A 13425-nucleotide genomic window follows, 5' to 3' on the forward strand; every position below is an offset into this window, starting at 1 on the left:
CGTCACATCGACGAGGGAACCCAGTGACCTTTTCCCTCCTGTCCGTAGCTTTCACTGTTGCTCCCCGCCTTCCGCTCGGCCTCGTCATGCGCGCGGCCTACGTCGGAGCTGGGATCGCGGCGCGGCGTGGGGGAGCGTCCATCGCACGTCTGCGTGCCAATATGGCTCGGCTCACTGGTAGCGAGCCAGCGGAGGAGCTGGTCGTTGCCGCTGTTCGCTCGCATATTCGCAACTACGCCGAGGAGCTCATGCTCGGTTCGCGACGTGGGGCACCGCTGGCAGAGGGCATCACTTTCGAAGGCTTCGGGGAACTCGTCGCAGCCAGCGTCGACGGCCCGGTCGTTCTGGCCCTGGGGCACTCGGGCAGTTGGGATCGCGCGGGGGCATGGGTGTGTGCGAACGGGCGAACAATCGTCACGGTGGCTGAGAAGGTCGAGCCGCGTTCGTTGTTCCAGCGTTTCGTTGCCCTGCGCGAGGGTTTGGGAATGGAAGTCATCGGCGTCGGCAAGGGTGACTCGGTGTTCGCTACCCTCGTCGAGCGCGTACGCGGACGCAGTGTCATTGTGCCCCTCCTGGCCGACCGGGATATTTCCGGCTCTGGCATCGAAGTGGACCTAGGCACGCGACGCGCGCTCGTCGCAGCCGGCCCCGCAGCCCTCGCGCTGAAGCTGGAACGCCCACTCTTCGCGGCGTGCATTACCTACGAGAACGAGTCACCGGCGGGGGCGGACGTGCGCGTGCGCTGCGTGGGTCCCATCGCCGTCCCAGCCGATCTCGCCCCCGGTGTCAACCGCGTGGAGGCACTGACACAGGCGTGGGTCAGCGCGTTCGCCGCGATGATGGCGGATAAACCCGAAGACTGGCACATGATGCAGCGGGTGTTCATCGACGACTTGGACCCCCAGCGCCTAGCCCGTGCCCGGGCCGAGCACGAGAGGAAGAATCGATGAAGATCGGGATCGTGAACCCCTATTCGTGGGACGTTCCCGGGGGAGTGGGTTTCCACATTCGCGACCTTGCCCTCAAACTCCGCTCACGCGGCCACGACGTGCGCGTCCTGACGCCGTCAACGTCACGTGACCTGCCCGAGTGGATCACATCCGCAGGCTCCTCGGTATCAGTTCCCTTCAACGGTTCTGTTGCCAACATTTCGGTGAAGCCAACGACGATGACGCGCACGCGGCGCTGGCTGGAGGAGAACGACTTTGACGTTGTCCACGTGCACGAACCCGTTGTGCCGTCGGTGTCGATGGCGGCAGCGATGATCTCGCGCGCCCCGCTGGTCGGCACGTTCCACGCGGCGCTCGGTCGTTCGGTTTCCCGCGCCATTGCCTCGGCCCCGATGAGGCTTTACATGGAGCGCATTGGCGTGCGCATCGCCGTGTCCGAGGAGGCACGGCGCACTCTCATCGAACACCATGGTGGTGACGCAGTCATCATCCCGAATGGTGTGGAGACTGCCTCGTTCCGCACGGCGACGCCCCTTCCTCAGTGGGTTGCCACCGAGGAGCGTCCTGTCGTCGTGTTCCTTGGGCGTCTCGACGAGCCACGTAAGGGGCTGAGTATCTTCGTCGGAGCAATCGACACTGTCCTCGCGCGCTTCCCGGGCACGCGTTTCCTGATCGCTGGCCGGGGAGACGCCCCCGATTGTCGCGAGGCCGTGGCTCGTTTCGGCGAATCAGTATCCTTCCTGGGTGGCATTAGCGACGAGGAGAAGGAATCCCTGTTGGCGGGCGCGAGCGTCTACGTCGCTCCGCAGACGGGAGGCGAGTCCTTCGGCATCGTTCTGGTCGAGGCGATGGCCGCGCGCACCGCAGTCGTTGCCTCCGACATTCCGGCCTTTTGCGCGGTCCTGGAGGATGGGCGCGCGGGTGCCCTCTTCGAGACAGGCAGCTCCGAGGCCTTGGCGGCTACCCTCATTGACCTGCTGGGGGATCCGGCGCGGCTCGACGCGCTGGCCAACGCCGGCCAGCGCTCATCGGCTCAATACGATTGGGAGGTCGTCGCAGACAAGGTTTTCGAGGTATACAAACTGGCCATCGACATGGGTAGTCCCGCAACCTCCGGTCCGCGCCGGACGCGTCATCTGTTCCGTCGTCATAAAAAGCGAGGAGAATCGCTGTCGTGATCTCACTGTCCGCTTGGGTTCTTTTCGCCATTGTCCTCGTCCTCGTCGCGCTCGCAATCAGCGTCGGAGCAGCGATCAGTCGGGCACGCAGGCTCGACCGTCTGCACCAGCGCATTATCGCCTCGCGCGACGCGCTCTCACGTCTGCTGTTGCGCCGTGCCTCCGAAGCCTCACTCCTGGCACAGACTGCTCCTTTCAATGGGGGAGAGGCCGAGGCTATGCGTGACGTCGCGCGCGCCTCCATCCACGACGACGGTGACCAGCTAACGACCGATGGCCTCGACCGACGAACCACGGCCTCGCGTAGGGGAGATCGTGTGGAGGTCACGGCACGATTGGAACGAGCGTCGGCGCTATCACGCGCCATCCGTGACACGCTCACTCCTGAGGTGCGTTGCTCAATAACCTCGGATCCGCAGGCCGCCGCTCGCCTCGAGGCTCTCGACGCAACCTGCTACCGCATCGAATTGACGCGAAATGTGCACAACGTTGACGTCGCGGGGGTTCGGGCCCTGCGTTCCGCACGAATGGTAAAATTGCTCAGGCTCGCTGGGCGCGCTCCGATACCGGAACCCATTGACTTTGACGACGATACACACATTGGCGGACGAGGATACTGATATGCGACGCGCCCATTGGGGAGGGCCGGGCGAAGACTACCGGCTCAAGAAGCTCAGTGCCACCGCCATCGGTGAGGCCAGCAGCATTGGTTCGCCCGCGCCCGACGAAGCTGCTCCCGTGTGGCAGCCACCGAAGGCTCAGCATTCCTTCCCCTGGCTTGAAATCGTCCTGACCGCTGCCGGGATTATCGGCCTGATCGGCCTAACCGTTTTCTTCCTCTCGCCGGTGGCATCGAGCTACCTGGCACTCGTGAAAACTACTCTGCTTGCCCTCATTCCCCTGGGGATCGTTCTCGCGTTCCTGCACCGCCTGGACCGGTGGGCCCCCGAGCCATGGAAAACCAAGGTCGCAGTGTTTTTGTGGGGCGCGGGCATCGCAACCCTGTCCTCTGGCATCGTGAATACTGCGCTGGGCAAGAACCTAGACTATTCACTCGGCAACTTTGATACGGCGAACGCTCTGTCCACAACCTTCGTCGCTCCCCTCGTCGAGGAAACCCTCAAAGCCATCGGCGTGATCATCATCGTCGTCGTTCGTCGCACCAACATCAACTCCGTCCTCGATGGTGCCATCTACGGGGGATTGTCAGCAGCTGGCTTCATGTTCACAGAAGACATCCTCTACTACCTGCGCGGAGAACCAGAGGGAACGGCGCACCTTCTGTGGCTGGTCGCTCTGCGCGGCCTGATGAGTCCGTTCTTGCACGTGATGGCAACATCCATGACCGGAATCGGTTTGGCTCTGGCCCTGCTCTCGTTCAAGAACGGATGGATGAGGGCTGGCATCGTCACGATCTTTTGGGTGTGTGCCATGCTCATCCATCTGACGTGGAATGGCAGCGCAGCATATTTCGGCGACCGGGGATTCTATACCATGTACGGTGTCATTTATGTACCCGGCTTCATCCTGTGGGCGCTCCTGCTGCTGAGAGCAACAAGCCAGCAGCGAGCGAAAATCCGCAAGGGCTTGGTCCCCTATGTACGCACCGGATGGGTGCTCCCAGGCGAGGTGACGATGGCCACAGACAAGCGCGTGCAGAAGGCCTCTATTAAGTGGTCAACGCGAGGTGGGCGCGATGCAACTCGCGCGATGCGTTCCTTCCTGGCAAACCTCGCTTCTCTTGGACTTGACCAATGCATCATGGCTAAGCACGGACCTGACCCGGCGCGTATCGATGCTGACCGCCAGAAACTTGCGACGGTAGTGGAGAATCGAAGGGAATTCCTTCGCCTAACATCCATCGCCGATCAACAAAATGTTGTCTCCCAAGCCGTGACCGCACGCACGCGGAACGTCTGAGTACGGAAGGACTGATCGTGACAGAATCCCGACAGACAGACCAAGGATCGGCTGCTCAGCACGAATCCCCCGACTCGCAGGTCGCTTTGTCAGCCTCGGCTGCCCAGCGCTTCGCCGAAAGCGCTGTGACTCCGCTATCGGAGCGTAGGCGTCCGAGCGCAGGTGACCTTGGCCAAAACGGTGGCCTTAAGCGTACGGGTGCAGGCAAAGCAACGCCGGTGCCCGGCGGCGGTGGAGTTCCTTCCGCTCCTCAATCCCCGGCTGTCGATCAGCAGGCGACGACCGTGATGCCGCAGCGTCCTGGTCCGTTGCCGCGTCGTTCGGGTGTGGATTCGGAGGCGACGACGGTCATGCCGCAGCGTCCTGGTCCGTTGCCGCGTCGTTCGGGTGTGGATTCGGAGGCGACGACGGTCATGCCGCAGAACCCGACTGCCGCTCCGGGACGCTCTGCTGCGTTCCTGCCCGAGACGACGGTCATGCCGCAGAACCCTGAAATCCGACCGCAGCGTCCTGTTGGTGGTCCGCAGGCTCCGATGGGTATGGGGCAGCGTCCCGTTGGTGGTCCGCAGGGGCCGATGGGTATGGGCGGGCGTCCTGTTGGTGGTCCGCAGGCTCCCTTTGCGGGTGGCCAAGCCCCGGCCTCGTCCCCTGTGGGAGCCGCCCGGAGTCTTCCCCTTGGGGAGCCTCTCCCGCAGCATCCGGAGCAGACACGTGAATCTCCCGTCGGCACACAGACAACCACTGCAGATGAATCTACGAAGGCCCCGTCCTCCGTACACACGGATCGCAGTATTCCTCTCGGCGAAACAGGGCCGCAGTGGCCCGAGGATACTCCGAATACCCTGTCCGCACCCGAGATAGCGCAGGAATCTGCCACCGATGCGACGAAGGAATCCGGCCCCGAGGCACCCTCTAACCCGACGCCGCGCACGCCGCCGAGCAGTGGATCGAACACCCCGGTCTCTTCGCCCTCCACGCGCAATGCCGCTGAGGGGCAATTCAGCCCCAGGTTCCAGGCCTTTGTCGAGTCCGGCCCCTCGATGCCGGGGCCGAAGACTGCGCAGTATCCGACGCTCGCGCCCCGTACCGCCCAGGTGTGGTCGGTGCCCAAGCCGAAGAAAAAACCCCTGCCGATCTTCGAGTCGGTCGTTGCCGGTGCGGGAGCAGCGCTCATGCTCGTCGGTGTACTGGGTTTCCTTCAGGCCAGTGGCCCGATTGTGACGGTCTTCCTCGCTATCTTGTGCATCGTTCCTCTTGCTATCGTCGTCTCGGTACTTCTGTTCATCGACCGATTCGAACCCGAACCCCTGGGGATGAAGCTTGCCGCGCTGGCGTGGGGCGGTGGCGTGTCCATTTTCTTCGGAATCATGGGAAATGAATTTGTTCAGTATTCCGTCACTGAACAAACGGGTGACGAAGTCCAGGGAATGATTTTCTCCGTCGTTGTCGGTGCGCCGGTGGTCGAAGAACTGTTGAAGGGCCTCGGCGTTCTCGTTATCGTGTGGGCTCGCCGTACACACATTTCATCTGCCATCGACGGACTTGTCTACGCCGGATTCGCCGCCTGTGGATTCCTGGTTGTCGAGGACTTCACCTACTTTGTGAGAGCAGTTTTGACGGACGGTGACCTCGGGCAGATGTTCTTCCAACGTGTCGTCATGGGTGTCTTCGGCCACGTGATGTACACGAGCTGCATGGGCTGGGCGACGGGGTGGGCGGTCACACGCGCCCGCTCGGCCGCCGCCGGATGTGGTGCAGTGGCGCTCGGCTGGTTCACGGGTATGCTCCTGCACGCGACGTGGAACGGCACTGCCGTCCTGTCTGGGGGTGACGATGAACTGTTCGACACCTTCTACATCTTCATCCACGTCCCGTTGTTCCTCTTGTGGTTCCTGTTCATCGCGCTGGCGATGAAGCGCGAACGACGCGACGCCGCAGCGGGCCTCATGCCCTACGTGGCCCAGGGGTGGATCGTCCCCAGTGAGATCCAGATGGTGTGCGATCCTCGCTCACGCCGTGCCGCCCTGGCCTGGGCGTCCAACGGTGGGCCGTTGGCGAAGAAGGCAATGAAGCAGTTCATGTACGCGCTTACCACACTCGGCCTGCACCAGGTTGTCATGAAGAATCGTGGTCCCGAGCAGGCACGCATCGAAGAATCGAGAGAGCTCGCGAAGGAAGCAACCTCACAACGCAAGATCTTCATGAAGCTCACAGGTATGCGACGATTCTGACGTGCCGCATCATGGCCGCTTCACCAGCTTCTCACAGAGGATGCACAGGAGGAGCGGCCATGATTGCGCCGACAGAAAGGAAACATACGTGACTAATGCTCAACATGTCCGTGCCTCGTCTCGGGCTCTCACCGTGTGCTCGGTCATCCTGATCATCGTCGGGATCCCGACGATGGCCCACGAAGTGATCGGTGCGATTTATGGTGTCACCACCTCTACGGCGGCGCTAGCTGTGAGTGCCTCGTGCGTGAGCGCGTTCGTCGGCCTCGTCTTCTTCGTGTGGCTAGTGCGATTCGCTCCATCGGTTCTGTCGTGGATTGCGGCATTCATGTGGGGGACTGGAGGTGCGCTCATCATTGCCGGCATTGGCAACGGCGTGACTGACGCTGCCGTTCAAGCGACGTCGCTAGGCGGGGAGACCACGGATGTCATGACGTCAGTCGTGAGCGGACCACTCATTGAGGAAACCGCGAAGGGTATCGGTGCACTCATGTTGATCCTTGCAGCTCGCAGGACTCTGCAGCACCCCGCTCAGGGGGCTGTTCTGGGTGGACTCGTCGGTCTCGGCTTCGCGTGGGGCGAAGACATTGGCTACTACGTGAGCGCGCTTGAAGACGGCATGGGCGGACTGGGGCAAGCCTTTCTGATCCGTGGGGTGCTGGGTGGCTTTGGGCATGCGATCTACACGGGAGTCTTCGCCTACTTCCTGGCTTGGGCGCTCCTGCGCGCGAGAAACGCGTTCGTCGGGATTGTTGCAGTGTGTGGCGGTTTCGTAGGTGCCGCGCTCCTGCACGCGCAGGCGAACGGAGTGGGCTTCCTTGCGCCCGAGGACTCGTGGAACCTCACCTACGGCGCGATCGAGTTGCCGGTGACAGCAGTGGCGATCACCCTCCTCGTCTGGGGAGTGCGTCGTCGTCGCGCTACGCTGGAGGCATGAGCGCACTCGACTGGCCTGTGGACGCGGACGGCTACCCCCATCGGGAGGCCGCCCGCGTCCTCCTTTTTGACGACCACGGACGTGTCTTGCTGGCCATGGGGCACGACGAGGAGCAGCCCGAGCGTGCCTGGTGGTTCACGATCGGTGGTGGCATTGAGGAGGGGGAAGACCCCCGCGCAGCCGCCGTGCGCGAGGTGTTCGAAGAGACCGGAATTCGCTTGGAAACATCCGATCTGGTCGGTCCCGTTCTCTACCGGACCGCCGAGTTCGATTTCCTGGCCGTTACCGCTCGCCAAGACGAGTGGTTCTTCATCGCGCACGCCCCTTCAACCACTCTCAGTCGGGATGGATGGACCGAGCTGGAACGTTCCGTCATTGACACGCAACGCTGGTGGGATATCGACGAGGCCGCGGCAACCATCGACGGAGAAATCTACCCCGCGCAGATCCTCGAGTTTGCGCACGTCTGGAAAGACGGCTGGGATGGCCAGCTCATTGAGCTGACCGACACCCGCGAACCCTAAGGCAGTCTAGGCGCGGGAGAGTCCCAGCGGAGTGATCGCGAGCGACAGGTCAGGTACGTTGAGCTGGACCGACACCCGCTCACGTACCGCGGGCTTCGCGCAAAAAGCGATCCCGACCCCGGCCTCGTCCATCATGGGGATGTCGTTCGCCCCGTCTCCGATTGCGACCGTGCGCGCCATGGACACACCCAGGGACGAGGCCCACTCACGTAGGCATTCGACCTTGACCTGGGAGGTCACGATACGCCCCAGCACGCGGCCCGTGAGAACGCCGTCCTCGACCTCCAGCCGGTTCGCGGCGTAGAAGTCGATGCCGAGGGAGGCCGCGAGGGGAGCGACCACCTCTTCAAACCCGCCCGAGACGACGCCGAAATGCCCACCAGCGGCGTGCACGGCGTCGATAAGTGCGCGCGCACCCTTCGTTGTCGTGATGGTCGCGAGGACATCACCGAACACAGAATCGGGAACACCGCGCAGTGTCGCAACTCGCTCACGCAGCGACTCAGCGAAATCGAGTTCGCCATTCATCGCTCGAGACGTAATCTCAGCGACCCGCTCCCGTGTGCCCGCGACCTCGGCCAGCTCTTCGATGACCTCTTGGGTGATTAGCGTCGAATCAACGTCAGTAACAACGAGGCCGGGTGCCCCGCTGGCGAACAGCAGTGGGGCACCCGGCTCATCGAGATGGTGAGTCATGCTCACTTGGTGACGACCGTCCCCTTGGGAACGACCGTAATACCGGACTCGGTGACCGTGTAGCCGCGTTCGATGTCGCGGGCGAGATCCACGCCGACTTCGGCACCTTCCTCGACGACGACATTCTTGTCCAGAATCGTCTTGACGACCTTCGAGTGGCGACCGATACGCGTGCCGTGCATGACGACCGAGTCCTCAACCTGAGCCCACGAATGGACGTAGGTGTGCGGGGAGACAATCGAGCGCACGATCTCGCCACCGGAGACGATGACACCTGGGGAGACAAACGAGTCGATTGCATGGCCCAGTCGATCCTGGTCGCCGTACACGAACTTCGCGGGAGGCAGCGAGCCGTCGATCATCGTCATCGTCGGCCACTCGCGGTTGTACAGGTTGAACACCGGGTGCACCGAGATCAGGTCCATGTTCGCCTCGTAGTAGGCGTCCAGCGTACCAACGTCGCGCCAGTAATCGCGGTCGCGGTCGGTCGAACCCGGCACATCGTTGTCCTGGAAGTCATAGACGCCGCACTCACCGCGCGAGACGAACCACGGAATGATGTTGCCACCCATGTCGTGCTTCGAATCGGGGTCCTTAGCATCTTCACGCAGCGCGTGGACCAGGTCCTTGGTGGTGAAGACGTAGTTGCCCATCGAGGCGAGGACCTTCGTGGGGTCGTCCGGCAGGCCTTCGGCGTGCTGGGGCTTCTCCAAGAAGTTCTTGACGACACCACCCTCACCGTCGATAACGCCCAGTGCGGGAGCGAGCTCGATCGGCTGGCGAATGCCTGCGACCGTCGCCGGCAGACCCGAATCGATGTGGTGCTGGACCATCTGCGAGAAGTCCATACGGTAGATGTTGTCCGCGCCGATGATGACGATGTATTCGGGCTGCTCATCATCCACGATGTTCAGCGACTGGTAGATAGCGTCCGCGCTGCCCAGGTACCAGTGCGGCCCGCGACGCTGCTGAGCCGGAACGGGGGCAATGAAGTTGCCGAGCAGGGGAGAGGTGTACCAGGTCTTCGTGACGTGGCGGTCAAGAGAGTGCGACTTGTACTGAGTCAGCACAACGATCTTGAGGTATCCGGAATTCACGATATTCGACAGCGCGAAATCGATCAGACGGAAATGACCTCCAAACGGAACGGCAGGCTTTGCGCGGTCCGCTGTCAGCGGCATCAGACGCTTACCCTCACCGCCCGCAAGAACAATCGCTAGAACGTGGTTCTTTGCCATACGGCACCTCTTCGTTGGTCGTGTGAGACCCGCATCGACGCAGGTCCGTGGGTGTGGTCACACTGTATTACAGATGTGCATCGATTGCTACACCGTCTCGTTTCGATTTCGATCCCCGTGATTTCGGATACTATGTGTTACACGCGTCGCCACTGTCGGAAGGACCACATCATGCGCGTTGATCTGCTCACCCGCGAATATCCGCCCCACGTCTACGGCGGAGCCGGTGTCCATGTTCTCGAGTTGGCCAAGGTGCTGCGCGGCCTTGTCGATGACCTGCGAGTGCAGGCCTTCGATGGCCCTCGTGAACCCGGAACCGACGGAGCCGATCCGGGGGTGACCGGCCATTCGGACCTGCCCCAGCTGGAGGGTGCTAACGCAGCGCTGCGAACCCTCGGCGTTGACCTTGAGATTGCCGCCGCGTGTGAGGGTTCGGACCTGGTGCACTCCCACACGTGGTACGCCAACTTCGCGGGCCACGTCGCCTCGCTCCTCAGCGACATCCCACACGTCATCTCCGCCCATTCCCTTGAGCCTCTGCGCCCCTGGAAGGCCGAGCAGCTCGGCGGTGGCTACCGCCTCTCCTCCTACGTGGAGAAGACCGCTTACGAGGCTGCCAGCGCTATTGTCGCCGTCTCCAACGGCATGCGCGACGATATTCTGCGCTGCTACCCGTCTGTTGATCCCGAGCGCGTGCACGTGATCCACAATGGTATTGACCTGAACAAGTGGCATGCGCCCGAGGGTGAGGCCGGTGACGAGCTGCGCGCTCGCGTGCTGGCCGAGCACGGTATCGACCCGACCCGCCGCACCGTCGTCTTCGTCGGCCGCATCACCCGCCAGAAGGGCCTGCCCTACTTCCTACGTGCCGCCCGCTTGCTGCCCGATGACGTCCAGCTCGTACTATGCGCCGGTGCTCCTGACACCCCTGAGATCGCTGCTGAGGTGGAGGCCTTGGTCGCTGAGCTACGCGCCACTCGCACCGGCGTCGTGCTCATCTCCGAGATGCTCCCGCAGCCCGAGGTTGCGGCAATCCTCTCCGCCGCTCAGGTCTTCATCACCCCGTCGGTTTACGAGCCCCTCGGCATCGTCAACCTGGAGGCGATGGCGCTCGGTCTGCCCGTCGTCGGTACCGCGACCGGCGGTATCCCCGACGTCATCGTCGATGGCGAGACCGGCTACCTGGTCCCCATCGAACAGGTGCAGGACGGCACTGGTACCCCGCTTGACCCGGAGACCTTCGAGCGCGACATGGCTGACCGTCTCGTCCGCGTCCTGGATGATCCCGAGCTGGGTCGCCGTATGGGCGAAGCGGGCCTCGTGCGCGCGCGCGAGCACTTCTCCTGGGAAGCTATCGGCGTCAAGACCGCTGATCTGTATCGTTCGCTCGTCTGAGACGCGCGCGGTGTTCAACACGACTAGGCTAGACGCATGACTTACGTCCTAAATCTCTCTCATGTGTCGCTTCAACGAGGAGACACACAGGTCCTGTCCGACGTGTCGTGGTCGACGCGTCCACGCCAGCATTGGGTCATCGTCGGCCCCAACGGTGCGGGCAAGACGACCCTCGCTCGCGTTGCCTCGGGCCGGATTTCGCCGGATTCGGGCGAGGTGAGCCTGTCCGATACGGATCTCGCGAACGCGGATCCCGCTGAGGTGGCGACGCGCATCGGCCTGGCCTCGGCTGCCGTGGCGGCAAAGATCGTCCCTACGCAGTCGGTGTTGGACACCGTGCGCAGCGCAGCCTGGGGTCTTGCTGTCGCTCACGATGAGGAATACGAGGAGGTCGACGATCAGCGTGCGCGCGCGCTCATGGAGATCTTCGGCGTCGCCCACCTCGCCCAGCGCGAATTCTCCACGCTGTCGGAGGGTGAAGCGCAGCGCGTGCTTCTCGCGCGCGCACTCATGACCGACCCGGAGGTGCTCGTTCTCGACGAACCCACCTCCGGTCTCGACCTGGGAGCTCGTGAGTTGCTCATTGCCGCGCTTTCTGAGATCATAAAGGGTTCGAAATCTCCGCAGATCGTCCTGGTGACCCACCAGATCGAGGAGATTCCTGACGGCGTGACGCACTGCGCGATCATGTCGCAGGGGCAGATTACTCATCAGGGTCCCATCGAGGACATACTGACGGGTGTCAATCTGTCGCAGGTCTATGGCATGCCGTTGCTCGCCGGTCGCACCGATGGTCGCTGGTGGGCGCGCGGTGTGACCGAGTAAGAGAGGCAGGGCGATGAGTACCTGGTGGTTGTGGATTTTGGCGGCCCTTGTGTCCGGCATTATCGAGGTCATGAGCGTGAGCTTCGTGTTCCTGATGCTCGCGATTGGTGCTCTCGCCGCCGGTATTGCGGCAGCATGTGGCGCGAATCTGATGGTTCAGTTGATCGTCTTCATTGTCGTGTCTGTTGCTCTCCTGGTTGTGTTGCGTCCCTTCTTGAAGGGACGGATCGAACGGTCGAACAACTACGTTCCCAGCAACACGGACCGCCTGATCGGCAAGAGTGGTTACGTCACCGAGACAGTGGGCGAGCGTCATGGACGCATCCAGTTTTCTGGCGGTGAATGGAGCGCGCGAACCGAAGGACCGGAGCTGCCCGCTGGTACTGAGGTGCGCGTTGATCGTATTGATGGTGCGACCGCCGTTGTCAGTGCTCTCAGCCTGACGCAGCAGCCTCTTGCCCAGCCGCCTGCGGGTCCCGTCTACCGATAGGCTCGACCTGTCGGCTTCGAAGTATGAGAAGTATGAAAGGAAAGATGCATTGAGGTCAGCAGAACTCATCGGCAACGTCGCGGTTATCGTGATCCTTGCCTTCGTTATCTTTGTTGTTGTGTCGCTTGTCCGTGCAGTTCGGATCGTTCCGCAGTCGCAGGCGTACGTCGTTGAGCGTTTGGGACGTTTCCAGGCCGTGATGAAGGGGGGTTTCCACCTCCTCGTTCCTTTCGTGGATCGCGTCGCCGCTCGTATCGACCTGCGCGAGCAGGTTGCGAACTTCCCGCCTCAGCCTGTCATTACCGCCGACCAGGCGATGGTGTCGATTGACTCCGTCATCTACTTTCAGATTACGGATCCGCGCAGTGCTACCTATGAGGTGGCCAACTTCCTACAGGCAATCGAACAGCTGACTGCGACGACCCTGCGTAACCTGATTGGCTCCCTCGATCTGGAGCAGACCCAGACCTCGCGCGAGTCGATCAACAAGCAGCTGCGCGGCGTCCTCGACGAGGCCACAGGTCCGTGGGGTATCCGCGTGACCCGCGTGGAGCTCAAGTCCATTGAGCCGCCGCCGCGCGTCCTGGCTGCCATGGAGCAGCAGATCACGGCGGAGCGCACCAAGCGAGCGACGATTCTGACGGCTGAGGCTGAGCGTGAGGCCCAGATCAAGAAGGCTGAGGGTGCCAAGCAGGCCGCTGTTCTGGCTGCCTCCGCCCAGCAGGAGGCTCAGATCCTGCAGGCCAGGGGTCAGAAGGAAGCGCTGATCCTCCAGGCCGAGGGCGCTCGCCAGGCGCAGATCCTGCGCGCGCAGGGTGAGGCCGAGGCGATCCAGACGGTCTTCTCCGCAATCAACGCGGGCAAGGCCACCCCTGAGCTGCTCTCCTACAAGTACCTGGAGATGCTGCCGAAGATCGCGGATGGACAGGCGTCCAAGCTGTGGATGGTTCCGTCCGATCTGACCGGCGCACTGGAATCCATCTCGAAGGGTTTCGGTCTGGGCAAGTAGACTGGAGCCTATGCCGGGCCGACCGCAGTCCC

13 protein-coding genes are annotated in these 13425 nt (G+C 62.6%); 11 read left to right on the forward strand and 2 right to left on the reverse strand.

Going from position 1 to position 13425, the window contains the following annotated elements; translation table 11 throughout:
• Positions 1-23 precede the first annotated feature (23 nt).
• The 7 genes from QZ149_RS02365 (at position 24) to QZ149_RS02395 (ending at position 7740) form a co-directional block, all read left to right on the forward strand.
• Positions 24-950: a phosphatidylinositol mannoside acyltransferase gene (locus tag QZ149_RS02365; RefSeq protein ID WP_291449481.1), complete on the forward strand. Its 927-nt coding sequence runs from the start codon at positions 24-26 to the stop codon at positions 948-950.
• The gene (locus QZ149_RS02370) at positions 947-2128 is read left to right on the forward strand and encodes a glycosyltransferase family 4 protein (protein ID WP_291449484.1); all 1182 of its coding nucleotides are present in this window, start codon (positions 947-949) and stop codon (positions 2126-2128) included. The genes QZ149_RS02365 and QZ149_RS02370 overlap by 4 nt, the downstream gene beginning before the upstream one ends.
• The gene (locus QZ149_RS02375) at positions 2125-2748 is read left to right on the forward strand and encodes a hypothetical protein (RefSeq protein ID WP_291449487.1); all 624 of its coding nucleotides are present in this window, start codon (positions 2125-2127) and stop codon (positions 2746-2748) included. The genes QZ149_RS02370 and QZ149_RS02375 overlap by 4 nt, the downstream gene beginning before the upstream one ends.
• 1 nt (position 2749) lies before the next feature.
• Complete coding sequence (locus QZ149_RS02380; protein ID WP_291449489.1) at positions 2750-4048, forward strand: PrsW family intramembrane metalloprotease; 1299 nt, start codon at positions 2750-2752, stop codon at positions 4046-4048.
• Between the two features lie 17 nt (positions 4049-4065).
• On the forward strand, positions 4066-6279 hold the full coding sequence (locus QZ149_RS02385) for a PrsW family glutamic-type intramembrane protease (protein WP_291449492.1): 2214 nt from the start codon (positions 4066-4068) through the stop codon (positions 6277-6279).
• A gap of 88 nt (positions 6280-6367) precedes the next feature.
• Entirely contained in the window at positions 6368-7216 is an 849-nt protein-coding gene (locus tag QZ149_RS02390; RefSeq protein ID WP_291449494.1) for a PrsW family intramembrane metalloprotease, read from the forward strand.
• Positions 7213-7740: an NUDIX domain-containing protein gene (locus QZ149_RS02395; protein ID WP_291449497.1), complete on the forward strand. Its 528-nt coding sequence runs from the start codon at positions 7213-7215 to the stop codon at positions 7738-7740. Before QZ149_RS02390 ends, QZ149_RS02395 begins: the two co-directional genes overlap by 4 nt.
• A 6-nt stretch (positions 7741-7746) precedes the next feature.
• On the opposite strand, the gene serB is transcribed toward QZ149_RS02395, so the two are convergent.
• Positions 7747-8436, reverse strand: coding sequence for a phosphoserine phosphatase SerB (serB, locus tag QZ149_RS02400; RefSeq protein ID WP_291449500.1), 690 nt, complete (start codon positions 8434-8436; stop codon positions 7747-7749).
• 2 nt (positions 8437-8438) lie between these two features.
• Positions 8439-9674 (reverse strand): glucose-1-phosphate adenylyltransferase, encoded by a 1236-nt coding sequence (locus tag QZ149_RS02405; RefSeq protein WP_291449502.1) that lies wholly within the window; start codon positions 9672-9674, stop codon positions 8439-8441.
• A gap of 171 nt (positions 9675-9845) precedes the next feature.
• Between QZ149_RS02405 and glgA the strand changes: the two genes are divergently transcribed.
• The 4 genes from glgA to QZ149_RS02425 are packed head-to-tail and all read left to right on the forward strand — an operon-like array spanning position 9846 to position 13393.
• Positions 9846-11069 carry a glycogen synthase gene (gene glgA, locus QZ149_RS02410; RefSeq protein ID WP_291449505.1) on the forward strand — a complete coding sequence of 408 codons (1224 nt, stop codon included), beginning with the start codon at positions 9846-9848 and terminating at the stop codon, positions 11067-11069.
• 36 nt (positions 11070-11105) lie between these two features.
• A complete protein-coding gene (locus QZ149_RS02415) occupies positions 11106-11894 on the forward strand; it encodes an ATP-binding cassette domain-containing protein (protein ID WP_291449508.1) in 789 nt (262 codons plus the stop codon).
• A gap of 13 nt (positions 11895-11907) precedes the next feature.
• A complete protein-coding gene (locus tag QZ149_RS02420) occupies positions 11908-12384 on the forward strand; it encodes an NfeD family protein (protein WP_291449511.1) in 477 nt (158 codons plus the stop codon).
• Positions 12385-12433: 49 nt separating this feature from the next.
• Positions 12434-13393: an SPFH domain-containing protein gene (locus QZ149_RS02425; RefSeq protein WP_291449514.1), complete on the forward strand. Its 960-nt coding sequence runs from the start codon at positions 12434-12436 to the stop codon at positions 13391-13393.
• The last annotated feature ends 32 nt before the right edge of the window (positions 13394-13425 follow it).

The organism is Actinomyces sp. ICM47, from assembly GCF_905369875.1.
Classification (GTDB): Bacteria; Actinomycetota; Actinomycetes; order Actinomycetales; family Actinomycetaceae; genus Pauljensenia.